Here is a 25,725-nt window from a genome sequence, read left to right as displayed (position 1 = left end):
GGAGAAGGGAAGGGAGAAAGCGGTTCGGTGTGCTGCTCTGATGCGCGATTTGCGATGCGGGCATTGTACGCAGCCGGGCCGGCCGGCCTGGGTTAAAGTGCCGGCATGTCTACCCCCATGCTTGCCCCCACGCCGGATACGCGCCGCGCTCTGGTCCTGTTCTCCGGCGGCCAGGATTCCACCACCTGCCTGGCCTGGGCCCTGGACCGTTATGCCCACGTCGAGACCGTGGCGTTCGACTATGGCCAGCGCCATCGCATCGAGCTCGACGCGCGGCTGAACGTGCTGCGCGAGCTGCGTGCCGGGTATCCGCAATGGACGGCCAAGCTGGGCGAAGACCATCTGCTGGACCTGTCCGTGCTGGGCCAGGTGGGCGACACCGCGCTGACCTCCGATCGCCAGATCGAGATGCAGGAAAACGGCCTGCCCAATACCTTCGTGCCGGGCCGCAACCTGCTGTTCCTGACGCTGGCCGCCGCCTTGGGCTACCGCCGCCAGCTGGACGTGCTGGTGGGCGGCATGTGCGAGACCGATTTCTCGGGCTACCCCGATTGCCGCGACGACACCATCAAGGCGCAACAGGTGGCGCTCAGCCTGGGGCTGGGATCGCGCGTCACCATCGAGACCCCGCTGATGTGGCGCGACAAGGCGCAGACCTGGGAACTGGCGCGCGCCCTGGGCGGGCTGGCGCTGGTCGACCTGATCGTCGAGCACAGCCACACGTGCTACCTGGGCGAGCGCGGCGGGCGCCACGACTGGGGCTATGGCTGCGGCACGTGCCCCGCGTGCGAGCTGCGCGCGGCGGGATGGCTGCGCTGGAAGGCCGGGCAGCAAGCGGCGGTTTGAGCCGCCGTCTGCGTTTTTTTCCCGTCCGCAAGCACAGGCGTTGGCACAGGCCATGCCTGTTCACGGCGTGCCTTGCGCGGGCTTGCCCGCCCGGCCTTGCCTTGTTCCGAAACGCCAGGCCAATCCCAATGACGTGGCCAACAGCAAGCAGGCGCATGCCAGCGATAGCAGCATGGCGGACCGCGCGCCCCATCGCTCTATCACTTCGGCGTACACCAGCGGCCCCGCCGCCGTCATCAGCAGCGCCGGCACCAGCAGCCTTCCCACGATCGCGCCATAGGCTCGAGGATCGAACAGCACCAGCGGCAGCGTGCCGCGCGTGATCGTGAACAGGCCATTGCAGACGCCGTAGAAAAAAGCGAAGCAGGCCGCTGCCGCCAGGTATCCACCCGCCAGCCCGGCCACGAAGCACAGCGGTAGCAACAGCGCGGTCAGCGTATTCAGCGCCACGGGCGTCAAACGATTGCCGGACAGCAATTCGGCCAGCCGACCGGTAACCTGTCCCACGCCCCATAGCGCCGCCACGCTGACCGCCATCGGCGCGGCCAGGCCCAGTTCGCGCAGCATGGCGATCAGGTGCGTGGCGTTGCCCGCCGTGAGAAAACTGGCCATCATCACGATGACGGCATACAGGGTCTGCGTCAGACAGGGATGTTCCGGCGTGGCATGGGTGCGCGAACCGGATGATGCCGTGCCGTTGGCGACAGGCGCCCACCGGCCCTCGGGCAACGCCCGGAACAGCCCCATCATCACCAGCGCCAACAGCGCATAGACGCCCAAGGCGCCGCGCCAGCCCAGCGTGCCGGCCAAGGCCTGGCCCACGGGCCACATCACGGTCGAGGCCAATCCGCCGAACAGCGTGATCTGCGACATGGCGCGCCGCGCTTGCGGTCCGCCCGCGCGCGCCAGGGCGGCGAAGGCGGCGTCGTACAGCGTCAGGCGCATGCCGATGCCCATGACGGCCCACGCCACGCCATAAGACGCCAACGTGTGGGTACAGGCCAGCAGCACACAGCCCAGCGCCACCAGCAACGCGCCGGCTGGCATGACCCGGCGGCCGCCCCAGCGGTCGATGGCGCGGCCGGCCATGGGCGAGACCAGCGCCATGCAGGCGATACCGCCCGACATGCCGCCATAGACGGCCGCCGCGCTCCATCCCAGTTCGGCCTGCATGGCGGGGCCGAAGTTGCCGATCAGGTAGAACGACACGCCCCATGCCAGCAACTGCGACAGGCCGATGCAGACGATGGCGCGAGGGGAGAACATGGGTCGCCCGGCGTCATGCCCGTTCGGGCGGCGTGCGGTCGCCGCCGCCCAGCTCGCGCTGCATCAGCACCGTGTCGCGCCATTCGCCGTGCTTGAAGCCCACCGAGCGCAGCGTGCCCGCCGGATGGAAGCCCTGGCGCGCGTGCAGCGCCAGCGAGGCGCCGTTGCGGCTGTCGCCCACCACCGCCAGCATCTGGCGCCAGCCGGCAGCGGTGCAGTGTTCGACCAGCGCGGCCAGCAGCAGAGTGCCGATGCCCAGGCCACCCCAGCCGGCTTCCACGTACACCGAGTCTTCCACGGTGTGCCGGTAGGCCGGACGCGGCCGGTACGGTGTGACGTAGGCATAGCCGCGCACGGCGCCATCGACCTCCGCCACCAGATACGGCATGCCGCGCGCCAGCACGTCGGCGCGCCGGTCGCGCATCTGGTCCGGCGTGGGCGGTTCGAGTTCGAACGAGGCGGTGCCGTGCAGCACATGGTGGGCGTAGATCTGCTGGATGCGGGGGATGTCGCCATCGGCGGCGTCGCGGATCGATACGGGGCGGGCGGTGTCGGTCATGGGCGGAACGTGAGGGAGGATACGCAGGACGCCAGTGTGCGCCTGGCGGTCCAATAAAAGAAGCTTTGATGGCTTCTTCCTTGCATAAGCAAAACTTTGCCGTTGCGCGGCGCGTCGCCGTATCATCGGAAGCGTTTCTTCCTCTGTCCATGACGATCATGCGCGGGCTCAACCTCGACCATCTCCGCATCTTTCTCGACGTGATCGAGCTGGGCAGCTTCTCGGCCGCGGCCGAACGCCATCGCCTGACCCAGCCCGCCGTCAGCCAGCAGGTGCGCCAGCTAGAGCGGCGCTACGGCCTGCGGCTGGCCGAACGCGTCGGCCGGCGGGTGGCGCCCACCCATGCGGGGCACGAACTGGTCGAACACATCCGGCGCATCGACGCGGCCGTGGCCGAGGCGGACCAGGCCATGCAATCGCATGCGGCGGGCGTGGGCGGCCGCGTGCGCCTGGGCACGGGCGGCACGGCCTGCACCTATTTGCTGCCGGGCATGCTGGCCGCCCTGCGCCGCCGCTTCCCTGACCTGGACGTGGTGGCCAGCACCGGCAACACGGCCGATGTGTTGCGCGGCATCGAAGGCAATGCGCTGGATATCGGATTGGTCACGCTGCCCGCACCCGGCCGCATGTTCCAGGTAACGCCCGTGCTGGATGATGAATTCGTTGCCATTTTTCCGGCCGGCGAAGCCGCGTTGCCCGCGCGCGTCACGCCGGCTTCGCTGGCGCAGCGGCCCCTGGTGCTGTTCGAGCCGGGCGCGCGCACGCGACGGCTGGTGGATGACTGGTTCGAGGCGGCGGGCCTGGCCGCGCGCCCGGTGATGGAGCTGGGCAGCACCGAGGCCATGAAGGAAATCGTGGCCGCCGGCCTGGGCTGCGCGATATTGCCCAGGTTGGCGGTGCAGGGCAGCGGTGTGCGCGACACGCTGGCCGTGCGGCCCTTGCGGCCCCGCCTGCAACGCCAACTGGCGGTGGTGATGCGGCGCGACAAACCGGTCAGCCGCGGCCTGCGGCAGGTGGCCGACATGTTGCTGGCCCTGCGCGGCAAGCGCGGCTGACCGCGCCGCGCTATTGCCCCTGCACCTTGTCCTGCGACAGGTCCATGATGATGCGGCTGGCCAGGTACAGCCGAGGCACGATGGTCTTGATCTGGATGTACTCCGCATCGTTCGAATGCGCGCCGAAGCCGGACAGGCCCATGCCCTCGACCACCGGTCCGCGCGCCTTCAGCGCCGCGAACGCTGCGTCGGTGCCGCCGCCGGTGGCGCGGTCGAGCACCTTCATGTCCATGTCCAGTTCCCGGTAGATGGCCGCGCCGTGCTGCGCCAGCGCGCGCGAGGCGGGTGTGGCCGACAGCGGCGGACGGCGCACCTCGAATTTCAGGCCTATCTTGGATTCGGGCAGCAGCTTGTTCTGGATGCGCTGCTGCATGGCCTTTTCCAGCGCATCGAAGTCTTCCACCTTCAGCGCGCGCGCATCGGCCTGCGCCGTGGCCTGGCCCGGGATCACGTTGCGGTTGGTGCCCGCCTGCGCCACCGTCCAGTTCAGTTTGAGGCCGTCATCGGGCTTGGACAGGTCTTTCATCTGCAGCAACTGGTGCGCCAGTTCGTACAGTGCGTTCACGCCGCCTTCGGGCCGCGCGCCCGCGTGCGAGGTGCGTCCCTGCACCGTCAGGTAGGCCGAGCCGATGCCGCTGGTGGCCAGCCGCAGGTCGCCCGAGGTGCCGCCGCCCTCGAACGAGAACACGGCATCCTGGTCCGACGCCATGCGCGTGATGGTGCTGCGCGCGCCGGGCGAACTGATCTCCTCGTCGCCGTTGATCAGCACGGTCAGCGTGCCGTAGTCCTTGAAGCCCAGTTTCTGCAGCGTGGAAAGGGTGTGGATGATGAGCGCCACGCCCTGCTTGTCGTCGGCGATGCCCAGGCCATAGGCGCGCTCGCCGTCCACGCGGAACGGCTGGTCCTTCAGCATGCCGTTGCGGTACACGGTGTCCATGTGCGCGATCAGCATGATCTTCTTCCTGCCCGTGCCCTTGAACTCGGCGTGCACCATCGGGCCGGTCTTCTCGGGCGTGTCGTCCATGCGGTACACGTCGCTGGGCGGCAGGATTTCCACGGCGCCGCCCAGCGCCTTCAGCCGGTCGTGCACCAGTTTGGCGATCTGCTCGACGCCTTCGACGTCCTTGCTGCCGGACTCGATGCCGACCAGGTCGCGCATGGTGTCCAGCATGGGTTGCTCCTGCGCTCGGGCCGCCTCCAGCACGTTGGCCTGGGGCGCGGCCTGCGCGGCGCAGGCCAGCAGGGCGGCCGACAGCAGGGTCAGGGCGGGGACGAGCGGCAAACGGGAACGGCAGGGCATCGACGGTCTCCTCGTGGGGGAAGCCTATGGAGGGCGGATCATCCGCCCGCATCCACCCGCCGGCGGGGACAGCGCACCAGGCATGCCCCGGCCGCGGGCAGCCCGTCCAAGATAGGCTTCAATCCGCCTGGCCAGTAGGGGGATTTTCCGGGTTGCGGGCCTCGGGCTTCCGTGCATCCCCGTGGAACGGCGTATTATCTGGAGTTTTGCCGAATTTCCTCTTCGGAATCGACCCCGCCCGCCAGAGAGCCGCCGCCATGCCGCACTACCGTTCCCGCACCTCCACCCACGGCCGCAACATGGCCGGCGCACGCGCCCTGTGGCGCGCCACCGGCATGAAGGACGGCGACTTCGGCAAGCCGATCATCGCGGTCGTGAACTCGTTCACCCAGTTCGTGCCGGGCCACGTGCACCTGCGCGACCTGGGCGCGCTGGTCGCCAAGCAGATCGAGGGCGCCGGCGGCGTCGCCAAGGAATTCAACACCATCGCCGTGGACGACGGCATCGCCATGGGCCACGGCGGCATGCTGTACTCGCTGCCCTCGCGCGAACTGATCGCCGACTCGGTCGAGTACATGGTCAACGCGCACTGCGCCGACGCCATGGTCTGCATCTCGAACTGCGACAAGATCACCCCGGGAATGCTGATGGCCGCCATGCGCCTGAACATCCCCTGCGTGTTCGTGTCCGGCGGCCCGATGGAAGCCGGCAAGGTCCTGTCGCCCACCGACGGCAAGGTCATCGCCAAGATCGACCTGATCGACGCCATGATCAAGGCGGCCGATCCCAAGGTGTCCGACGCGGAAGCCGAAGAGGTCGAGCGCAGCGCCTGCCCCACGTGCGGTTCCTGTTCGGGCATGTTCACCGCCAACTCGATGAACTGCCTGACCGAAGCCATCGGCCTGGCCCTGCCGGGCAACGGCACCATCGTCGCCACGCACGCCTGGCGCCGCGGTCTGTTCGAGCAGGCCGGCCGCCTGGTCGTCGACCTGTGCCGCCGTTACTACGAGCAGGAAGACGCCTCGGTGCTGCCGCGCGCCATCGCCACCAAGAGCGCCTTCGAGAACGCCATGACGCTGGACGTGGCGATGGGCGGCTCGACCAACACCGTGCTGCACCTGCTGGCCGCCGCGCAAGAAGCCGGCGTCGACTTCACCATGGCCGACATCGACCGCATCTCGCGCCGCACGCCCTGCCTGTGCAAGGCCGCGCCGGCCACCGACAAGTACCACATCGAAGACGTGCACCGCGCCGGCGGCATCCTGGGCATCCTGGGTGAACTGGGCCGAGCCGACCTGCTGGACCTGTCCTGCGGCAACGTGCACAGCGGTACGCTGGGCAACGCCATCGCGCAATGGGACATCGCGGGCGGCGCCGGCGAAGCCGCACAGAAGTTCTACCGCGCGGCCCCCGGTGGCGTCCCCACCACCGTGGCGTTCAGCCAGGAAGCCACGTTCCTCACGCTGGATGCCGACCGCAAGACCGGCTGCATCCGCAGCAAGGAAAACGCCTACTCGAAGGATGGCGGCCTGGCCGTGCTGTACGGCAACCTGGCCGAGAAGGGCTGCATCGTCAAGACGGCCGGCGTGGATGAGTCGCAATGGGTCTTCACGGGCCGCGCCCGCGTGTTCGAAAGCCAGGAAGACGCCGTCGAAGGCATCCTGGGCGACAAGATCGTGGCGGGCGACGTCGTGGTCATCCGCTACGAAGGCCCCAAGGGCGGCCCCGGCATGCAGGAAATGCTGTACCCCACGTCCTACCTGAAGTCCAAGGGCCTGGGCAAGACCTGCGCGCTGTTCACCGATGGCCGCTTCTCGGGCGGTTCGTCGGGCCTGGTGATCGGCCATGCCTCGCCGGAAGCCGCCGAGGGCGGCACGGTCGGCCTGGTGGAAGACGGCGACATCATCGAGATCGACATCCCCAATCGCCGCATGCACCTGGCCGTGGACGACGCCGAACTGGCGCGCCGCCGCGCCGCCATGGAAGCGCGCGGCGACAAGGCCTGGCAGCCGGTCGACCGCGAACGCGTGGTCTCGCTGGCGCTGCAGGCGTATGCCGCGCTGGCCACCTCGGCCGACCGCGGCGCCGTGCGCGACCTGTCGCAGTTGAAGCGCTGATTGCGGTCATTCTCAGGCGCGAAAAACGCCTGAATGAATCACACCCCATGAACCGGATGCCGATCCGAGTCGTGGGGTGTCTTTCATGCGCGCGGGATATCCCGCAAGATCGCCACTATCGCCCGTCGGCGCGCACCAGATGCGTGGGCTTGATGTCTTCGGTCGATATCACCCCCAGCAGGCCCATGTCGCGCTTCACTTCCTCCACGATCAGCCGGATGGCGTGCGCCACGCCCGCCGGCCCGGCCACCGCCGCGGCATAGTTGAAGGGCCGTCCCACGAACACGCACCTCGCGCCCAGCGCCAGCGCCTTGAGCACGTCGGTGCCGCGCCGCACGCCGCTGTCCAGCATGATCTCCAGGCCCGGCGCGGCGTCCACGATGGCGGGCAGCATCTGCAGGGGCGTTACCGTGCCGTCCAGTTGCCGTCCGCCGTGGTTGGACACGATGACGCCGTCCATGCCTTTCTGGCGCGCCAGCGCCGCGTCGCGGGGATTGACGATGCCCTTGATAATCATGCGTCCCTGCCAGCGCCTGCGGATGGCTTCCACATGCGACCAGTTCAGGTGGCCGCGATCGGAGAAATCACGCTGCACATTGGGCGACACGATGGGCGCGCCGCGTGTGGCGTAGTTATTCTCGAAGTGCGGCATGCCGTGCTTGAACAGCGTGCGCAGGAAGGTGCCGAACAGCCATTGCGGATGCGTGATGCCCTGCCATGCCAGCGACAGGTTGGGGCGCAGCGGCGTGGAGAAGCCCGCGCGCAGGTTGTGCTCGCGGTTGGCCGCCACGGGCGTGTCCACCGTCAGCACCAGTGTCTGCACACCGGCATCGGCCACGCGGTCGATCAGCGCGCGGATCTGCGTCTCGTCGCCCGGCAGGTAGGCCTGGAACCACGTGCGCGGCGCGGCTTCCATGACGTCTTCCAGGCGGATCAGCGAGGAACCGCTCATGATGCAAGGGATGCCGGCCTGGTCCGCGGCGCGCGCCAGCACGATGTCGCCGCGATAGCTGGACAGGGCCGAGATGCCCATGGGGGCGATGCCGACCGGCGCGGCGTAGGCGTGGCCCATCACGGTGGCGGCGGTGCTGCGCCGGGACACGTCGACCAGCACATCCGGCACGAACGCGTATTGAGCGAAGGCGTCACGGTTGGCGCGGGCCGACAGCCCGTCCTCCACCGCGCCGGACACGTAGGCATAGATCGGCTTGGGCAGCACGCGTTCGGCCGCTGCCTCGAAATCCTGCAGGTTCAGAATGTGGCGCAAGGAAGAGGACATGGTCTCGTTGTTCTTTGAAGGGGGAATGCGCGGCGGTCCCGGCCGCATCGACAGATGATAGGAGTGCGGCACCTTTGGGATAAAGCGAGTTTATTGATATAAAACACTTCGCTTTTATTCACTTTATGCCGCGTCATGACCCTCAAGCAACTCGAAGCCTTCTACTGGGCCGCCACTTGCCGCAGCTTCGCCATCGCGGCCAGCCGGCTCAACATCTCGGTGTCGTCGCTGTCCAAGCGGCTGGCCGAACTGGAAAGCGTGATCGGCTCCGAGCTGTTCAGCCGCAGCGCGCGCAGCGCCGTCCTGACGCCGCTGGGTGAACAACTGTTGCCGCATGCGCGTGACCTGCTGCGTTCGGCCGATGACTTCCTGCAACGCGCGGCCGACAGCGTGCCGCTGGCGGGCCGTTGCCGCTTCGGCGTGGGCGAACTCAGTTCCATGACGTGGATGCCGCGGCTGATCGCCGAGATCCGGCGCGAGTATCCGAACCTCCTGGTCGAGCCGCGCGTCGGCGTGGGCGAAGAGGTCGAGCTGGGCCTGGAAGATGGCGACCTGGATTTCGGCATCATCGGCGGGCCGTCCACGCGGGCGTCGATCACCTCCGTGCTGATCGGGCAGGCCGAGTTCGAATGGGTCGCCAGTCCCGGGGCCGTGCGCGACGCGCGCTGGCTGCCGCCCGCGGCGCTACGCGACCATACGCTGGTGGCCTTGCCCAACAGTTCGGGCGTGATCCGCATCGTGGATGACTGGATGACCGCGCAAGGCGTGTCACCCGGCCGCAATCTGCGCTGCAACGGCTGGGGCGCGGTGGCGGGCATGCTGCGCGAGGGACTGGGCATCGGCATCCTGCCCACGGCCTGGGCACGCGTGCTGGTCGAGCGCGGCGAATTGGCGTTCCTGGAGCAGTTCCCGGCGCCGCAGCCGCTCAGCTACACCATCCAGTGGCGCCGCGACGACACCCGGCCATTGCTGGGCTGCATGCGCGACCTGGCGCAGCGCTGCATCGATTTCCATGCACCGTCCTGTCTGATGTGATTGCAGTGCAGCATTTTGGTATTTCCAAAAAGCGAAATTCAAAGTAGAAAATAATTCGCTTTATCTCACTTTTTGGCAGGGATAGAGTGTTTGCCTACAACAATCATTCCTGACCGGAGACACCCGCCCCGAGCGAAGCCGGCTGCCCGATGCGCTTTGCGGCGTGTTCTGGCCGGATCGCGGGCGTGCGGATCCGCAGCGTGAAGGAAACGCCATGACGTCCGCAAAACGCCTGGTCCGCCTCGATATGTGGCTGGATCCCATCTTCGACCAGTTGGTGGCCGAACAGCCGAATGTCGAACTCACGATCACTCCCACCCGCGAGGTCGATGCCACCTTGTCGGCGCTGCGCGGCGCGCATGGCTATCTGGTCAGCGTTGCCAAGGATGAGCTGCCGCCCAGGCTGTTCGTGACGGCGGACCTGATCGCGCAGTGTCCCGACCTGGTCTGCGTGTCCACCACCGGCGCCGGCTACGACACGGTGGACGTGGCCGCTTGCACCGCCGCTGGCGTCGCGGTGGTGAACCAGGCGGGCGGCAATGCCGACTCGGTGGCCGAACATACTTTCGCGCTGCTCCTGGCCGTGCGCCGCCGCATCGTCGAATCGCATCAGCGCCTGCGCCATGACAGCGGCTTCACGCGCGAGCACCTGATGGGCCACCAGATCCGCGGCAACACCATCGGCTTCATCGGGCTGGGCCAGATCGGCTCGCGGGCGGCGCGCATCGCGCAGGGCTTCGGCATGCGCGTGCTGGCCCATGACCCTTATCTGCCGCCGGAAAGCCTGCGCGCGCTGGGCGCCGAGCCGGTCTCGCTGGACGACCTGCTGGCGCAGTCGGACATCGTGTCGCTGCATTGCCCGCTGAGCGCCGAGACGCGCGGCATGATGAGCGCGGCCGCGTTCGCCCGCATGAAACCGGGCGCGGTCTTCATCACCACCGCGCGCGGCGGCGTGCACGACGAGGCCGCGCTGTACGACGCCCTGCAAAGCGGCCATCTGGCCGGCGCGGGCCTGGATGTCTGGAAGCAGGAGCCGCCCGGCAACGACGCGCCCCTGCTGCAGTTGCCCAATGTGGTGGGCACGTATCACACGGCGGGCGTCACGCACGAGGCCCGCCGCAACGTGGCGCGATCCGCGGCCGAGCAGTTGCTGGCCATGCTGGCCGGCCAGCGGCCGCCGCATCTCGTCAACCCGCAGGCCTGGCCAGCCGCGCTGGAGCGCATCGACCGGCTGGCATAACGATACGCGGCAGAGCGCCGCATCAGGAGACAACAAGCATGCAGCAATCCCACAAGCGCCGTACCTTGGGCCGGCTTGCCGGCGCCGCGCTGTTCTGCGCCGCCGCCGCGCTGCCCGCCGCCGGCATGGCCGCGGACTACCCGTCGCATCCCATCAACATGATCGTGTCGTACGGTCCCGGCGGCGGCACCGACCTGGTCGCACGCATGATGGCGCCGTTCCTGCAGAAGTACCTGGGCAACGACGCGCGCATCGTCGTGCTGAACCGGCCGGGCGCGGGCGGCGCCATCGGTTTCGGCGAGATCGCGCGCGCTACGCCCGACGGCTACACCATCGGTTTCATCAACACGCCCAACATGCTGACCATCCCCATCGAGCGCTCGGCCAACTTCACGTGGCGCAGCTTCGACCTGATCGGCAACCTGATCGACGATCCGGATTCGTTCACGGTGCGCGAGGACAGCCCCATCAGATCGCTGGCGGACCTGGCCGATTACGCGAAGAAGCATCCCGGCGCCGTCACCGTGGGCACCACGGGCACGGGATCGGACGATCACCTGGCGATGCTGCGCTTCCAGGCCGCGTCGGGCACCAAGCTGAACCATGTGCCGTACAAGGGCGCGGGCGAAGTGCGCAGCGCGATGGCCAGCGGCGAGATCATGATGGGCGCCATCAACATCGGCGAGGTGCTGCAGTACCAGAAGGGCGGCACGCCGCTGCGCATCCTGGGCCAGATGTCCAAGAAGCGCTCACCGGCGCTGCCCGACGTGCCGACGTTCAAGGAACAGGGCTACGACTTCGAGCTGGCCTCGCTGCGCGGACTGGCCGCGCCCAAGGGCCTGCCCGACGCGGTGCGCGCCAAGCTGGTGGATGCCGTGAAGAAGACCTACGACGATCCCGAATTCCAGGCCAAGGCCCGCGAATTGTTCGCGCCGCTGCGCTACCTAGCGCCGGCGGATTACGCCCGGGTGCTGGAACAGGGCGAGGCCGAGTTCCGCGCGCAGTGGAAGACGTCGCCCTGGATCGACAAGTGATCGGGACGAAGCCGTCATCTCGCTGAGAGACGGGTCGCGCGCGGCCGGATCCGGCCGCGCGCGACCACGCTGCATTCAGGGAGCCGCGCGCTAATCCACGCTGGCGCCCGATGCCCGAACCACCGCGCCCCACTTGGCCACGTCGTTCTTCAACACGCCGGCGAATTCCGCCGGCGTGGTGATGTAGGGCTGGGCGCCTTGCGCGGCGAAGCTCTCGGCCACCTCAGGTTGGCGCAGGATCTCGTTCACGTCACGATTGATGCGCGCCACCCGCGCGGCGGGCGTCTGCTTCGGCGCCATCAGCCCGAACCATGGATTCACGTCGAAGTCCTTGAACCCCGCTTCGGCGATGGTGGGAATGCCGGCGAACGACCTGGCGCGCTGGCCGCTGGTGACCGCGATGGGCCGCAGGCTGCCGCTCTTGATCTGCCCCGCCACCGAGGGCAGGCTGGTGAAGACCACGTCGATGCGGCCACCCAGCAGATCCTGCAGGGCCGGCGCCGCGCCGCGATACGGCACGTGCACCATCTTCACCCCGGCGGCGCGGTTGAACATTTCGCCCAGCAGATGGTTCACCGAGCCGTTGCCCGCCGATCCATACGTCACGCGTCCCGCCTTCGCGGCCTTCACCAGCCCGGGCACCGTATGAAACGGCGCGTCGGGCCGGCCCACGGCCACGAAGGGCAGCGTCGCCAGCGTGGCGACCGGCGCGAAGCCGGTGCCGGGATCGAAGGACAGGTTCTTGTACAGCGCGCCGTTGATGGCCTGCGTGCCGACGTAGCTCATCAACAGCGTATGGCCGTCGGGCTCGGCGGCGATCACCGCTTCCATGCCGACGTTGCCGCCCGCGCCCGCGCGGTTCTCCACCACCACGGGTTGGCCCCATTTCTTCGTGAGCTGCTGGCTGACGATGCGCGCCAGCACGTCGGAGGCGCCGCCCGGTGTCTGCGGCACGATCAGGCGCACGGGCTTGGTGGGAAAGGCGTCCTGCGCGGCGGCGGGCGCGGCCACCGCGGCAAGACAGGCAAGCAGGGCTGCCGCCCGGGTGAAGTGCTGCATCCTTTGTCTCCGTTTTGGCCTTCGGATCGGCCCGGGGCGGACAGCAAGCCGTGGGGGCGGAGCGAGGCCTTCATGCGCCCTCGCACGGTTGCGGGGCATCTGTTGCGCCGGGCTCGGGCCTGGCGGCCAGGACCCGGTGCTGGCTTGATTGTAGTGAGACGGAAAGTCTGGACGCCCGGGGCACGCGATGTTCACGTCATACGGTCCGCGCCGTGCTGCCTCGGGCCGGTGTCCTGCGCAGCATCGAAGGGGTTACATGGCCGCCATCGCCGGCACGGTCTTGCGGTCCTGGCGCCAGCTGTAGACGGCCACCAGCAAGCCGCTGGCCGTGACCGCCGCGGCCACCAGCGGGGTGCTGCCCAGTCCCAGGCCGTGATCGATGGTCAGGCCGCCGAGCCAGGCGCCGATGGCGTTGCCCAGGTTGAACGCGGCGATGTTGAAGGCCGAGGCCAGGTTGGGAGCGCCGCCGGCCTGCTCCAGCACGCGCATCTGCAGCGGGGGCACGGTGGCGAAGGCGGCCGCCCCCAGCACGCCGACGGTGATCACGGCCAATACCTTGTCGTGCACGGTGAAGGTGAACAGCACCAGCACCACGGCCAGGACGGCCAGGCTGCCGACCAGCGTGGGCATCAGCCGGCGGTCCGCCATGCGGCCGCCGAAGGTGTTGCCGGCCACCAGGCCCACGCCGAACAGCAGCAGGATGGGCGAGACCGCGCTTTCGGGAAAGCCCGTCAGTTGGGTCAGCAAGGGCGAGATGTAGGTGAAGGCCGTGAACACGCCGCCGAAGCCCAGCACGGTCATCAGGAAGCCCAGCATCACCTGCGGACGGGCCAGGGCGCGCAGTTCCCCCTGCAGATTGCTTTGATGGGTGCCACGGCTGGCGGGCACCAGGGCGGCGATGGCGATGAACGCCACCACGCCGATGGCCGTCACGGCCCAGAACGTCGAGCGCCAGCCCCAGGCCTGGCCCAGCCAGGTGCCGAAGGGTACGCCCAGCACGTTGGCCAGCGTCAGGCCGGTGAACATCAGGGCGATGGCCGAGGCCTGCTTGTCGGCGCGCACCAGGCTGGTGGCGACCACCGACCCCACGCCGAAGAAGGCGCCATGCGCCAGCGAGGTCAGCACGCGCGCGGCCATCAGCCAGCCGTAGTCGGGCGCCAGCGCACACGCCAGGTTGCCCGCGATGAAGATCACCATCAGCGCCAGCAGCAGCGTCTTGCGCGGCAGGCGCGTGGTCAGGATGGCCACGGGCGGCGCGCCCACGGTGACGCCCAGGGCGTAGCCGGTCACCAGCAAGCCGGCGCTGGACAGGGTGACGTCGAGGCTGGCCCCGACCTGAGGCAAAAGCCCCATGATGACGAATTCCGTGGTGCCGATGCCGAAGGCCCCCACGGCAAGCGCCCAAAGCGCGATAGGCATGATGAAAACTCCAGTTAAGGGATCGAATGCCCGGCATTGTGCGCCGCGGGATCTTTGAGAAAAAGCACTCTAAAATCACAGGACTTATGTTCTGGGGGCAAAGATGGCGCTCAATTCAGATGCCTTGCGGGTCTTTCTGGCGGTGGTGGACACCGGCAGCATGAGCGCGGCGGCCGAATCCCTGGGGCAGACGGCCTCGGGCGTCAGCCGGGCGCTGGCGCGGCTGGAAGAGCAACTGGGCGTGACGCTGCTGACGCGCACCACGCGCCGCATGGAGCTGACCGAGGAAGGCCTGCAGTTCCAGCAGAAGGCGCGCGGCATCGTGGGCGCGCTGGACGAGGCCGAGGAGTGCATGCGCATCCGCCACCAGCAGCCGGCGGGCAGGCTGCGCGTGGATGCCTCGGCGCCGGTGATCCTGCATTGCATCGTGCCGCACGTGGCCGCTTTCCATGAACGCTATCCCGCCATCCAACTGGAGCTGACCAGCAACGACCGCATCGTCGATCTGGTCGAGCATCGCACCGACCTGGCGATCCGCGCCGGTCCGCTGGTGGATTCATCGCTGCATGCGCGGCCGTTCCGTCCGTCGCGGCTGTACCTGGTGGCCAGCCCTGCCTATATCGAGAAGCATGGCCGTCCGCGCAACGTGGCCGCGCTGGCGCAGCACATGAAGATCGGCTTCACGCAGCCCGAGTCGCTGAACAACTGGCCGGTGCGGCACGAGGGCGGCAATACCTATCCCATCGTGCCGGACATGGCGGCATCCAGTGGCGAGACCATCCGTGGATTGGTGTTGGCGGGGCTGGGCATCGCCTGCCTGTCAGAGTTCATGACGCGCGCGGATCTGGAGGCAGGGCGCCTGGTGAGGGTGCTTGATTCGGCGGACAACGGGTATCGGCAGCCGCTGCATGCGGTGTATTACCGGAACACGCAGTTGGCGCGGCGCATTGCGTGCTTCCTGGATTTTCTGTCGGAACGGATGTAGCGGCCGGGACTCAGTGCTTGAACCCGTCTTGATGCGCGATCGAGGCCAGATCGCGCGCGCCGGATGAACTTGCTGGCGACCGATTCGCGTGCAATGTACGACCAGATCTCCAGTAGATCGCGGTCTGCACTGTCAGTTAGCTGGAGCGGGTGGCCAATAGCGATCTTCCTCGAGCAATGATGCTGTCTGCGTCAAAATCTTTAACGCGGCCCGCGGCGACATCCGCTAATCCTTGGTCGATATCTGCCTTGAGCGCGGTCAGCTCATTCAACATCAACTCGCGGCGAATTTTCCATTCGCGCACCGCTTCTCGGACAACTTCACTGGTCGAGGCATAGTCTCCTTCATCCACGGCCTGTTTGATGCTGGCGGCCATTTCAGGGGGCATGGTGATGGTCAGGCGTTCCAGAGTCGTGGACATGCGCCATCCTCTCGATAAGATGGTTCATACTTTATCATACTGATTTTTCACCCGCGACTGAAAGAGAGGCGCCCGATCTCCACCGGGCGTCTCCCTTGGCCGTTCACCCGAACGTCTGTTCCATCTCCCGCCTGAACCGCACCGCCATCGCGTTGTCGTCGAACTCGACGTCCTCCCAGCGCACGGCCTGGCCTTCCTTCACGGCGCGCTTCAACTGCACCTTGTGCGCCAGCCCCAGCGGCAGATAGCCATCCGCCACCGACACGCGCGCCGGCACCAACTGCCCGTACACCGTATAGCCGCCTTCGCCGTCCAGCATCTGTCCGGCTTGCAGGTTGCGCTTGGCGGTGGCCACGACATCGCCGTGCCAGCCGGCCGGCGAACCGGTGGGTTCGCGCCGCAACCCGACGCTGGCCACGCTGATGCCCAGTTCCAGTCCGATCAGGTGATAGGGCTTGTACATGGCCGTGTAGTTGCCGCTGGGGTCGGTGACCAGGCCGTACTCGTTGAAGCAGCGCCGCACGTAGTCGCTGTCCCCGGCCAGCGTGACGTACACGCCCCAGCGCAAATCGCGGAACACCGGACGACCATCGCGTTCCAGCGACGAGATCACCTCGACCTGCCCACGGTGATGCAGGATGCCGCCATCCTCGCGCGGCCGCAGCACGCGCGCCAGGTCGTCCACGCCGCAGGGCGGAAAATGCAGGCCGGTGGGCGAGGGCGCCAGGCCCGTGGCGTTGGACACCGCGGCCATCTCGATGGCGCTCTTGGTGCCGTCCAGGAAGCTGTTGAACATCTGCGCATTGAAGTCGCCCGCGGCCACCATTTCGTCGGTGAAGCCGTAGTACGGCCACACGGTGTCGGGCGTGGACGTATGGAACTCGGGCAGGTACTTGGTGCCCTTGCCGGCGGCCACGACCTCGAAGCCACTGGTGCGCGCCCAGTCGACCATCTCGCAGATCAGCGCGGGCTGGTCGCCGTATGCCAGCGAGTACACGATGCCCGCCTCGCGCGCACGCTTGGCCAGCAATGGCCCGGCCAGGGCATCGGCTTCCACGTTGACCATGATGATGTGCTTGCCATGCTCGCAGCAGGCCAGCACGTGGCGGATGCCGGCGGCCGGCTGGCCGGTGGCGTCGATGACGATCTCGACGTTCGGATCGGCAATGACGGACAGCGCATCGTCGCTGAAATACACCTTGCGCGATTTCACGGCCTCGTGGACGCTGCCCGCGTTCAGCGCGGCGGCGGGCCAGCCCACCTTGGTCAGCGCGGCGCGCGCGCGGTCGGGGGCCAGGTCGGCCACGGCCACCAGCCGGATGCCGGGCGTGCGCTGCGCCTGGCTGAGAAACATCGAGCCGAACTTGCCGGCGCCGATCAGCGCCACGCGCAGCGGCTTGTCGTCGGCTTCGCGCTGCTTGAGCATGCGGTGCAGATTCATTGGACGGCCTCCTCGAGGGGTTCCAGCGACGTGCGCGAGGCAGCAGGCGGCGTGCCATGCTGCCACGGCAATTCCACAGGATAGTCCTTTCGCAGGCAGTCGTCCGGCAGGCATTCGATGGGCGCGAAATCGCGGTGCGCGATCCATTCCACGCGCTTGTGGCGGCGGATGTGGTTCGAGACCGCGCACAGGCTCAGATAGACGCTGACGCGATTCCACGGGCTGAGGTTCGACGTGGACGCGTGCACCAGACACGAGTGGAACAGCAGCATCGACCCCGCCGGCCCCTTGGGCGCGACGATGCCGCCGTTGCGCCCGCCGGCCTTGTCGACCAGCGTGCGGATGTTGTCGTTGTTGATGGTCCACAGCGGATAGCTGGTGGTGGTCAGGTCGTGGCCGGCTTCCAGCACGCCCATGCGGTGGCTGCCGGGAATGAACATCAGCGGGCCGTTCACCTCGTTGACCTCGTCCAGGAAAATCGCCACGTTCATGGCGCGCGGCGTGGGCATCAGGTCGTCGTTCAGCCAGGTGCCGTAGTCCTGGTGCCACTGCCACACGTCGCCGTCGAAGGCGTTCTTGCCGTTGATCTTGAACTGGTGCATGTAAACCGGTTCGCCGAACAGCTGCTCGACCGGCCGCACCATGCGTGGATGGCGCGCCAGCCGCGCGAAAGGCCCGCTGTACAGATGCGCGGCGAAGTTGGTGCGCACCGCGCCGCTGTGTTTCTCGCGCACGTTCTCGGGGCGGTCCTGGGCGTACAGGCGGGGCACCTCGTCGGTCAGCTTGGCGATTTCCTCGGGGGAAAACAGGGCGGGAAAGAACAGGAATCCATCCCGGTCGAACTGTTCGAGTTGCGCTTGGCTCAGTTGCATCGTCGTCTCCGTATGACAGGCCGGCTGCGGCCGGCTTCTGAAAGCGCCGGCACAGGGGCCGGCAGATGGGATGCTGTCTGCTGCGGGGAACTGCAAAGCTGCGATGTTGCGGCGCTGCACGGCCGGATGCCGCGTGGAAGTCAGTGTTGCGTGTCCATCACGCCGCCGCGCGCTGCGCCAGTCTGGGCAGCAGGCCTTCCGCGGCACGGATGGCATGATGGCGGGCCAGCGTCGCCGCGAGATCGGCGTCGCCGGCATTGATGGCCGCCACAATGGCCGCATGTTCGTCCCATAGCCCGGCGCGTACCGCCGCGGGCTTCAGCACGGCCGACATCACGCGTTCCAGATGGCCCCATTGCGGCTCCATCAGCGCGGCCAGCAAGCGGTTGCCCGAGGCTTCGTAGATGGCGCGGTGCAGTTGGGTATCGGCCGCGATCAGCGCCGGCATGCGTGCGCGCCGCAACGCCGCCAGGCCCCGCTCGACCAGCGAATCCGGCAGCGGGCTGACCACGCCCGCGTGGATGCGTTCGGCGGCCAGCCGCGCGGCCAGCGCATCGATCTCGGCGCGCAGTTGGTAGAACTCCTGCACCAGCTGCGGATCGAGCGGCGCCACTTGCAGCGTGCCGCGTCCATCCGCACGCACGGCCAGGCCGTCGCGCTCCAGTTGCGCCAGGGCCTGCAGCACGGGTTGCCGCGAGATGCCGAAACGCGCCGCCAGATCCTCCTGGCCCAGGCGCGACCCAGGCGCCAGCGAACCGCCGATGACGGCTTCCCGCAGTTCGAGATAGACGGTCTGCACCAGATCGCCCGGTGCGGGCAGGGGCTTCAGCATGGCGGTCTTCCGGCTGTTTTCTGTATTCAGAATACAGAACGAAAATTGCCGCGTCACGCTGCGGCGCATCATGATCCGGCACGACGGCACTAGAATGGGGATTCAGCGCACGACGAGGCGCGACACAGAATCAGGGAGACAACGTTGGACATCAAGCGAATCGCGGGTGCCCTGGGCGCCGAGATCTCGGGTGTGGACCTGACCCGGCCGCTGCGCGGCGAACAGGCCGCCAAGGTCCGGCAGGCCCTGCTGGACCATCAGGTCATCTTCCTGCGCGGCCAGGACCTGACGCCCGCGCAGTTCCTGGATTTCGCGTCGGTGATGGGCGAGCCCATCGAATATCCCTTCGTGAAGGGCCTGGAGGGCCATCCACAGATCATCGAAGTGAAGAAGCTGGAGCACGAGCGCAGCAACTTCGGTGGCGTCTGGCACTCGGACACCACCTATCTGCAAGAGCCGCCGATGGGGTCGATGCTGCTGTCGCGCGAGATTCCGCCGTATGGCGGCGACACGCTGTTCGCCAACCAGTACCTGGCGTACGACACGCTGTCCGACACCATGAAGCGCTTGCTGGACGGCCTGGTCGGTATCAGCACGTCGGCCAAGGCCGATGTGTCGCGCACGCGAGAAGACCGCATCAAGAGCGACGGCAAGGAAGGCGCGCCGCAGCAGTACCGGGCCGAGCATCCGCTGGTGCGCACGCATCCCGAGACGGGCAGGAAGGCGCTCTACCTGAACACCGCGCACACGGCGGGCATCAAGGGACTGGCCGACGAGGAAAGCGCGCCGCTGTTGCAGTTCCTGTTCCAGCATCAGGTCAAGCCGGAGTTCACCTGTCGCTTCGCGTGGACGCCGAACGCCATCGCGTTCTGGGACAACCGGTGCGCCATGCACAATCCGGTGAACGACTATCACGGCTTCCGGCGGGTGATGCACCGGATCACCTTGCGGGGCGACCGGCCGGTATAGCGGCCGCCGTGCGAGCGATCAGCCGTCCGATGCGTACAGCTCGCCCGCCAGCACGTTGCGCCAGTTGCTCCATGTCAGGCGGGGGCGGCCGGTTTCGTGGCGGTTGTAGGGCGCGTCATAGATGATGTGGCGCCAGCGTGGCCGCGCGGCGCCTTCGATGCGCGGCTTGTCGTCGATCAGCAGGTCGCCTTGCACCAGCGTCTTGTCGCGCGTCAGGATCAGGCGCTCGGTGGCGGGGCGGCCCAGGTGGCGTTCGATCCACTGGTATTTCTCGGCCACGCAGTTTTCGTATTGCCGCAGCGGGGACGAGCAGATGCGCACGTCCATGCCCAGCGCCTGCAGCTCGCGGAACGCCTCGACGGCGCCGGGCACGGGCGGCAGGTTGCCGATGAAGCCGGGGGCCGTGTAGATGGCCTCGGCCTGCGCGCGCAGCTCGGGCGGATAGTCTTCCAGCAGGTGGAAGGACCTGCGGTTCTCGAAATCCACGGGCGCGATGCCGGGATAGCGCTGGCGCCACGCCGCGAGGAACGCATGTTCGAAGTCGGCCAGCACGCCGTCCTGGTCCAGCAATATCAGCATGATCGAAACCCTGGGAAGTCGTGGCGATTGTGCCACGCCGCCACGGCGGGCACGGGCGTGAAGGTCCATTGCTGATCCGGCCCTTTAAAAAGCGCAGCGTTTAAGAATGCTTATTGCTATCATTCGCCGTTTCGGCTCGTGCCTGGCCGTCACCGGGCCACTGGCCCAGTCCTGACCGCCCCGAGGACGCCGTGTCTTCCTTTTCCGCTCCCGCCACATCAGTGCAGGCCTTGTACGAAGGCAATCATGGTTGGCTGCACCAATGGCTGCGCCGCCGGCTGGCGTGCAACGACGACGCGGCCGACCTGGCGCAGGACACGTTCGTGCGCGTCCTGCAGAAGCCCGAGGAACTGCCCAGCCTGCGCGAGCCGCGCGCGTATCTGGTCACCATCGCGCGGGGCCTGGTCAACGACCTGTGGCGCCGCCGTTCGCTGGAAAGCGCCTGGCTGGACGCCCTGGCCGCGCTGCCCGGGCAGGCCGCGCCGTCCCCCGAAGAACAACTGGCCATGTGTCAGGCGCTGCAGGAACTCGACCGCATGCTGGCCGGCCTGGCGCCCAAGGCACGCGAGGTCTTCGTGCTGTCGCAACTGGAGGGTTTGAGCTACGCGCAGATCGCCGAACGCCTGGGCTTGAGCGAGCGCACCATCAAGCGCTACATGGCGCAGGCCTTCGAGCACTGCCTGGTGGTGATGGACTGAATGCGCACGATGCACCGTCAGAACGCGCCGGCCATAGACCCTGGCGTGATCCGCCAGGCGGCCCGCTGGCTGGCCCTGTTGCATTCGGGGCAGGCGGCGCAGGCGGATCACGATGCCTGCCGGCGCTGGCGGCAGGCCGATGCCGCCCATGAGCAGGCGTGGCAGAAGGCCGAGCGCCTGAGCCTGCAATTCGGCGCCGTGCCCGCGTCGGTGGGCGTGCCCGTGCTGGCGCGCCAGGCGCGCGTCAACCGCCGGGCGGCGTTGAAGACGCTGGCGCTGCTGGGCGGCACGGTGTCCGCTGGCGCGCTGGGATGGCGCCTGGCGTCCTGGGGACACCTGACGTCCGACTACCGTACCGCTACGGGCGAAAGCCGCGACCTGCTGCTGGACGACGGCAGCAAGCTGGCCCTGAACACCGGCACGGCGCTGGACGTGCGCTATTCCAACGAGGAAAGACTGATCCGGCTGCAGCAGGGCGAGATCTACGTGCAGACCGCGCCCGATGCCGCTGGGCGCGCGCGTCCCTTCCTGGTACAGACCCGGCATGGCCGCCTGCGTGCCCTCGGCACGCGTTTCGTCGTCCGGCAAGTGGGCGGCGAGCAGGACGCGACGTGTATCGAGGTGCTGGAGCATCGCGTGGAGATCTCGCCGCAGGGCGGGGCGGCGCCGGTGGTGCTGGAGGCCGGCCGACGCGCCTGTTTCACGTCGGCGTTCATCGAGGCGCCGCGCGCCGTGGCGCCTGCCCCGGCCGTGGGCGTCGAACCCAGCGCGGCGCCTGGCTGGACGCGCGGCGTGCTGTATGCCGATCGCACCCGCCTGGCGGACTTCCTGCAGGAACTGTCGCGCTATCGCCCGGGCATCGTGCGGTGCGATCCGGCGGTGGCGGGCCTGCGCCTGTCGGGCGTATTCCAGCTGGCCGATACCGACCGGGTGCTGGACATCGTGCAGCAGACGCTGCCGGTGCGGGTGGTGCGCCGCACGCCCTACTGGATCACCGTGGCGCCGGCCGCCGGCTGATTTTTACAATTTCCCCTGTCCCTTTCGATGCCGCTCGTTCGGCATGGCATCCGAACGAAGCAACCGCGCATGCAAAGGAAAGGGAAAGTGGCATTGCAATCCAAGCAGATCACCGGGCCGAGGGCGACGCGCCTGGCCGTGGCCGCCGCATTGGCGCTGTCAGCCGCCGGATACGCATCCGGCGCCGTGGCGCAGCAAGCATCGGCTGCGCAGCAGGCCCAGGCCCGCAGCTATGCCATTGCCGCGGGCCCCTTGTCCGACGCTTTGTCCGCCTTTGCCGGCCAGGCCGGCATCACGCTGTCGTTCCGTCCGGAGCAGACCGATGGCCGCGCCAGCCCGGGGCTGCGCGGCAGCTTCACCGTGGAAGAGGGCCTGGCGCAGTTGCTGCAAGGCAGCGGACTGCGCGCGGTGCCACACACCGACAACGGCTATGTCCTGCAAGGCAATGTGCCTGCCACGGCGCCGGCCGTGCCGGCTGGGGCAGGCAGCGGCCCCGCCACGCTGGAGGCCATCCAGGTCAGCGGCAGCTGGCTGGGCACTGGCCTGCAGAACAGCGTGCGCAGCTTCGGCGGCGCACGCACGCTGGTGCAGTTCAACGAGATCGAGCAAAGCGGCGCCACCAACGTGTCCGACGTGCTGCGGCGCGTGCCCGGCGTGCAGATCAACGGCAGCACCAGCGCCGCGGGCAGCTCGGTCGGCCTGCACGTGGGCGTGCGCGGCCTGTCGGGCCGCAATTCGTCGCGCTCGACAATGCTGATCGACGGCATTCCGCTGGCCATGGCGCCGTATGGCCAGCCGAATCTGGTGATGGCGCCGGTCAGCCTGGCCAACATCGAATCCATCGACGTGGTGCGCGGCGGCGGCGCGGTGCGCTACGGTCCGCAGAACGTGGGCGGCATCATCAACTTCAAGACGCGCGCCATTCCCACCGAACCGGGCCTGACGGGCGACGCGACGCTGCGCTACAACCTGTTCGGGGAAGGCGGCGGCAACGCGCAGTACAGCACCTTCATCGGCAGCCAGCTGGACAACGGTTTCGGCCTGGCGGTGCTGTATTCGGGCATGGATGGCAAGCAGTGGCGCGACGGCAGCGACGACACCTACAACGACCTGGCGCTGAAGTGGCGCTATGAAGTGACGCCGACGTCGGAGGTGTACGGCAAGTTCTCGTACTACGACGTGAAGTCGATGACGCCGGGTGGCCTGACGCAGGCGGAATACCGCGACGATCCGTTCCAGAACACGCGTCCCACCGATTACTGGAAGGGCGAGCGCAAGGGCCTGGACGTTGGCTACCTGAACACGATCTCGGACACGCAGGAGTTCGAGGTGCGGGCCTACCACTACAACAGTTCGCGCGAGAGTTCGCTGATCAACGTGGCGGCGGGCCGCAACGACTTCCAGCCGCGCAGCAACCAGGTGACGGGCATCGAGCCACGCTATACGCAGCGCTTCGAAGTGGGCCCGACCACGCACGACGTCACCGTGGGCTACCGGTTCATCCGTGAAACCGGCGAGGACAAGCGCTACAACACCTTGCTGTCCAATGGCCGCACCAGCGCCGCCACGGTGTTCGTCAACGGCACGCGCGCGCATTCGGTCTACATCGATGACCGTATCGCCTATGGCGATTGGCGCGTGACGCCGGGCGTGCGCTACGAGCGCATCGACAGCGACCGGCATCAGCAGGGCACTTCGGACGAACCGTTCGAGCAACGCAACCGCAAGGCGCTGCCGTCGCTGAACATTGCCTACCTGGTCAATCCCAACCTGACGCTGTACACCAACTACAACACCTCGTTCGGCGCGGTGCAGTACACGCAGCTCAATTCGATGTCGGCCACGAACCCGTTGCGTCCCGAGATCGCCAAGACGGTGGAGGCGGGTACGCGCTGGTCCGGCAAGCAGATGCGCGCCGAGTTCACGGTGTTCAATCTGCGCTTCGACAACCAGATCCTGTCCATTCCCGGCACCAATCCCGCCGTGTTCCGCAACCTGGGCGCCACGCAGCACAATGGGGTGGAGTTCGCCTGGGACTACGATTTCGACCGCGACGGACCGCTGGCCGGCTTAAATGTCTACGCCAACTACACGTACACGCGCGCCATCCAGAAGTCCGGCGAGGACCAGGGCAAGGAGGTGCCGTTCAACTCGCGCCAGACCGGCACGCTGGGGGCGCGGTACGCCGTGCGCGCCTGGACCTTCGACCTTTCCACCACGATGCAAAGCGGCAACTACACCGACGCCGCCAATACCGAACAGGAATCCGCGGACGCCAGCGAGGGCCGCGTCCCGGGCTTCTCCGTCTGGAACTTCCAGACCGGCTGGCAGATTCCGAACACGCGCGGCAGCAGCATCGTGTTCGGCGTGAACAACCTGTTCGACCGCCGTTACTACACGCGCAACGTCGACAGCAATCCCGGCCGCATGGTCGGCGCGCCGCGCATGTTCTACCTGCAGACGCGCCTGGCGTTCTGATCGGGCACGATGCAAGCACGCCTGCGCGCCCTGTGGCTGACCTGCCACCGCTGGACGGCGTTGACGCTGGGCTGGCTGCTGATCGTGGCCGGCCTGACGGGGGCGCTGCTGGTGGTGACGCGGCCATTGGATGAGTGGATTCACCCGGAGTATTTTGTGGCGCAGGGCATCCTGGCGCAGGGCATCCCGGCGCGGGGTAACCCGACGCAGGAAGACCCGGCAGGCAGTCGTGTCGTTCAAGGCGGTCTGACGTCCGGCATGGTGGCGCACGCCAACGCCCCGAGTGTCGGCGCCGGAGGACGCATCGTGTCCCTGGACACGGTGCGGCAGGCCATCCAGGCGGAGTTCGGCACGGCTACCGCAATGACCTTCCGCCCGCCCCGCGAGCCCCACGAAACCCTGCAGGTGCTGGTGCGCGGCACATGGCGAGGCACCCTCTATCTCGACCCCTCCACCGGTATCGAGCAAGGCCGCCGTGGCGAGGACGAAGGCTTCGTCAACACGCTGTTCCGCCTGCACAGCGCGCTGCTGATGGAAACCACGGGCAAGGCCATATTGGCTTGGGCCGCGTTGGCGTATCTGCTGCTGCTGATCACCGGCCTGGTGCTATGGTGGCCGAAGCACTGGCCGCCCAAGCTGCGCATCGAACTGCGCAAGGGTTTGCTGCGCGGGCTGTTCGACGTGCATCGCACGGGCGGCGCCGTGCTGGGCCTGGTACTGGCCGTCTCGGTGGCGACCGGAGCTTTCATGGCGTGGCGCCCGATCGGCGGATGGATCAATGCGCTGGTGGGTTCCACGCCGGTCGCCATGCCCACGCTGCGCGGCGATCCCGCGCCCTCTTTGCCCCTGGATACCTTGGTCGAGCGCGCTCAGGCTGTCTATCCCGACGGGTTGGTGGGCTATGTGATGCTGGCGGCCCAGCCGAACCGTCCCGTACGTATCCGCATGCGCTTGGCGGACGAACCGCATCCCAATGGCGTATCGACGATCTGGATGGATCCGCGGGATGGCACGATTCTGTCCGCGCAGCGCTGGAACGAACTGGACACGGCCGGACGCCTGAACGCCTTCATCTACCCGCTGCATACCGGTGAACTGGGCGGTGTGCCGCTGCAGATCGTGACTGCTCTCGCAGGATGGCTGCTGGGAATATTGGGGATCAGTGGCGCGTGGTTGTGGTGGCGACGCAGGCCGCTGCGCCGCAATGCGGCGATTTAGGAATCG

The 25,725-nt window shown here is 67.8% G+C and carries 23 protein-coding genes; 12 read left to right on the top strand and 11 right to left on the bottom strand.

Features of this window, described 5'->3' with window-relative positions; translation table 11 throughout:
• Window positions 1–105: 105 nt before the first annotated feature.
• The gene (gene queC, locus A7W11_RS20255; RefSeq protein WP_235816927.1) at window positions 106–846 is read left to right on the top strand and encodes a 7-cyano-7-deazaguanine synthase QueC; all 741 of its coding nucleotides are present in this window, start codon (window positions 106–108) and stop codon (window positions 844–846) included.
• Between the two features lie 60 nt (window positions 847–906).
• On the opposite strand, the gene A7W11_RS20250 is transcribed toward queC, so the two are convergent.
• On the bottom strand, window positions 907–2,112 hold the full coding sequence (locus A7W11_RS20250; protein WP_066418057.1) for an MFS transporter: 1,206 nt from the start codon (window positions 2,110–2,112) through the stop codon (window positions 907–909).
• 13 nt (window positions 2,113–2,125) lie between these two features.
• Window positions 2,126–2,671, bottom strand: a complete 546-nt coding sequence (locus A7W11_RS20245; protein WP_066418054.1) for a GNAT family N-acetyltransferase — start codon at window positions 2,669–2,671, stop codon at window positions 2,126–2,128.
• 158 nt (window positions 2,672–2,829) lie between these two features.
• Here A7W11_RS20245 and A7W11_RS20240 point away from each other — a divergent pair, with 158 nt between their 5' ends.
• The gene (locus A7W11_RS20240; protein ID WP_066419308.1) at window positions 2,830–3,726 is read left to right on the top strand and encodes a LysR family transcriptional regulator; all 897 of its coding nucleotides are present in this window, start codon (window positions 2,830–2,832) and stop codon (window positions 3,724–3,726) included.
• Window positions 3,727–3,736: 10 nt separating this feature from the next.
• Here A7W11_RS20240 and A7W11_RS20235 read toward each other — a convergent pair whose 3' ends face one another.
• A complete protein-coding gene (locus tag A7W11_RS20235; RefSeq protein WP_066418047.1) occupies window positions 3,737–5,026 on the bottom strand; it encodes a M20/M25/M40 family metallo-hydrolase in 1,290 nt (429 codons plus the stop codon).
• 257 nt (window positions 5,027–5,283) lie between these two features.
• Between A7W11_RS20235 and ilvD the strand changes: the two genes are divergently transcribed.
• Window positions 5,284–7,143: a dihydroxy-acid dehydratase gene (ilvD, locus tag A7W11_RS20230; RefSeq protein WP_066418044.1), complete on the top strand. Its 1,860-nt coding sequence runs from the start codon at window positions 5,284–5,286 to the stop codon at window positions 7,141–7,143.
• 115 nt (window positions 7,144–7,258) lie between these two features.
• Here the strand turns inward: ilvD and A7W11_RS20225 are convergent, their stop codons facing one another.
• The gene (locus A7W11_RS20225) at window positions 7,259–8,422 is read right to left on the bottom strand and encodes an alpha-hydroxy acid oxidase (RefSeq protein WP_082887387.1); all 1,164 of its coding nucleotides are present in this window, start codon (window positions 8,420–8,422) and stop codon (window positions 7,259–7,261) included.
• Window positions 8,423–8,557: 135 nt separating this feature from the next.
• Here A7W11_RS20225 and A7W11_RS20220 point away from each other — a divergent pair, with 135 nt between their 5' ends.
• The 3 genes from A7W11_RS20220 to A7W11_RS20210 all read left to right on the top strand — a co-directional run bounded on the left by A7W11_RS20220 (window position 8,558) and on the right by A7W11_RS20210 (window position 11,731).
• Complete coding sequence (locus tag A7W11_RS20220) at window positions 8,558–9,457, top strand: LysR family transcriptional regulator (protein ID WP_066418028.1); 900 nt, start codon at window positions 8,558–8,560, stop codon at window positions 9,455–9,457.
• Window positions 9,458–9,671: 214 nt separating this feature from the next.
• Window positions 9,672–10,697 (top strand): hydroxyacid dehydrogenase, encoded by a 1,026-nt coding sequence (locus A7W11_RS20215; protein WP_066418025.1) that lies wholly within the window; start codon window positions 9,672–9,674, stop codon window positions 10,695–10,697.
• A 38-nt stretch (window positions 10,698–10,735) separates the two neighbouring features.
• Window positions 10,736–11,731 (top strand): tripartite tricarboxylate transporter substrate binding protein, encoded by a 996-nt coding sequence (locus A7W11_RS20210; RefSeq protein WP_066418023.1) that lies wholly within the window; start codon window positions 10,736–10,738, stop codon window positions 11,729–11,731.
• Between the two features lie 90 nt (window positions 11,732–11,821).
• On the opposite strand, the gene A7W11_RS20205 is transcribed toward A7W11_RS20210, so the two are convergent.
• Both A7W11_RS20205 and A7W11_RS20200 read right to left on the bottom strand, forming a co-directional pair.
• Complete coding sequence (locus tag A7W11_RS20205) at window positions 11,822–12,790, bottom strand: Bug family tripartite tricarboxylate transporter substrate binding protein (protein ID WP_066418021.1); 969 nt, start codon at window positions 12,788–12,790, stop codon at window positions 11,822–11,824.
• 252 nt (window positions 12,791–13,042) lie between these two features.
• Entirely contained in the window at window positions 13,043–14,209 is a 1,167-nt protein-coding gene (locus A7W11_RS20200) for an MFS transporter (RefSeq protein ID WP_066418017.1), read from the bottom strand.
• A 103-nt stretch (window positions 14,210–14,312) separates the two neighbouring features.
• Between A7W11_RS20200 and A7W11_RS20195 the strand changes: the two genes are divergently transcribed.
• Window positions 14,313–15,194 carry a LysR family transcriptional regulator gene (locus tag A7W11_RS20195; protein WP_066418003.1) on the top strand — a complete coding sequence of 294 codons (882 nt, stop codon included), beginning with the start codon at window positions 14,313–14,315 and terminating at the stop codon, window positions 15,192–15,194.
• Window positions 15,195–15,330: 136 nt separating this feature from the next.
• On the opposite strand, the gene A7W11_RS20190 is transcribed toward A7W11_RS20195, so the two are convergent.
• The 4 genes from A7W11_RS20190 to A7W11_RS20175 all read right to left on the bottom strand — a co-directional run bounded on the left by A7W11_RS20190 (window position 15,331) and on the right by A7W11_RS20175 (window position 18,760).
• Complete coding sequence (locus A7W11_RS20190) at window positions 15,331–15,615, bottom strand: ribbon-helix-helix domain-containing protein (protein WP_066417992.1); 285 nt, start codon at window positions 15,613–15,615, stop codon at window positions 15,331–15,333.
• 103 nt (window positions 15,616–15,718) lie between these two features.
• Window positions 15,719–17,056: an NAD(P)H-dependent oxidoreductase gene (locus A7W11_RS20185; RefSeq protein ID WP_066417981.1), complete on the bottom strand. Its 1,338-nt coding sequence runs from the start codon at window positions 17,054–17,056 to the stop codon at window positions 15,719–15,721.
• Complete coding sequence (locus A7W11_RS20180) at window positions 17,053–17,928, bottom strand: phytanoyl-CoA dioxygenase family protein (protein WP_066417972.1); 876 nt, start codon at window positions 17,926–17,928, stop codon at window positions 17,053–17,055. Before A7W11_RS20180 ends, A7W11_RS20185 begins: the two co-directional genes overlap by 4 nt.
• Before the next feature lie 157 nt (window positions 17,929–18,085).
• The gene (locus A7W11_RS20175) at window positions 18,086–18,760 is read right to left on the bottom strand and encodes a GntR family transcriptional regulator (protein WP_066419304.1); all 675 of its coding nucleotides are present in this window, start codon (window positions 18,758–18,760) and stop codon (window positions 18,086–18,088) included.
• A gap of 144 nt (window positions 18,761–18,904) precedes the next feature.
• On the opposite strand from A7W11_RS20175, the gene A7W11_RS20170 reads away from it, so the two are divergent.
• A complete protein-coding gene (locus A7W11_RS20170; protein ID WP_082887386.1) occupies window positions 18,905–19,729 on the top strand; it encodes a TauD/TfdA dioxygenase family protein in 825 nt (274 codons plus the stop codon).
• 18 nt (window positions 19,730–19,747) lie between these two features.
• Here A7W11_RS20170 and A7W11_RS20165 read toward each other — a convergent pair whose 3' ends face one another.
• A complete protein-coding gene (locus A7W11_RS20165; protein ID WP_066417959.1) occupies window positions 19,748–20,308 on the bottom strand; it encodes a 5'-3'-deoxyribonucleotidase in 561 nt (186 codons plus the stop codon).
• Window positions 20,309–20,499: 191 nt separating this feature from the next.
• On the opposite strand from A7W11_RS20165, the gene A7W11_RS20160 reads away from it, so the two are divergent.
• The 4 genes from A7W11_RS20160 (at window position 20,500) to A7W11_RS20145 (ending at window position 25,719) form a co-directional block, all read left to right on the top strand.
• Complete coding sequence (locus tag A7W11_RS20160) at window positions 20,500–21,006, top strand: sigma-70 family RNA polymerase sigma factor (RefSeq protein WP_082887385.1); 507 nt, start codon at window positions 20,500–20,502, stop codon at window positions 21,004–21,006.
• A gap of 9 nt (window positions 21,007–21,015) precedes the next feature.
• Window positions 21,016–22,023, top strand: a complete 1,008-nt coding sequence (locus A7W11_RS20155) for a FecR domain-containing protein (RefSeq protein ID WP_066419302.1) — start codon at window positions 21,016–21,018, stop codon at window positions 22,021–22,023.
• Between the two features lie 87 nt (window positions 22,024–22,110).
• Entirely contained in the window at window positions 22,111–24,501 is a 2,391-nt protein-coding gene (locus A7W11_RS20150; protein WP_235816926.1) for a TonB-dependent siderophore receptor, read from the top strand.
• 9 nt (window positions 24,502–24,510) lie between these two features.
• Complete coding sequence (locus A7W11_RS20145) at window positions 24,511–25,719, top strand: PepSY-associated TM helix domain-containing protein (protein WP_066417932.1); 1,209 nt, start codon at window positions 24,511–24,513, stop codon at window positions 25,717–25,719.
• Window positions 25,720–25,725 lie beyond the last annotated feature (6 nt).

This window comes from Bordetella ansorpii, assembly GCF_900078315.1.
GTDB lineage: Bacteria > Pseudomonadota > Gammaproteobacteria > Burkholderiales > Burkholderiaceae_B > Bordetella > Bordetella ansorpii.
This window is presented reverse-complemented; position numbering and strand designations above follow the sequence as displayed.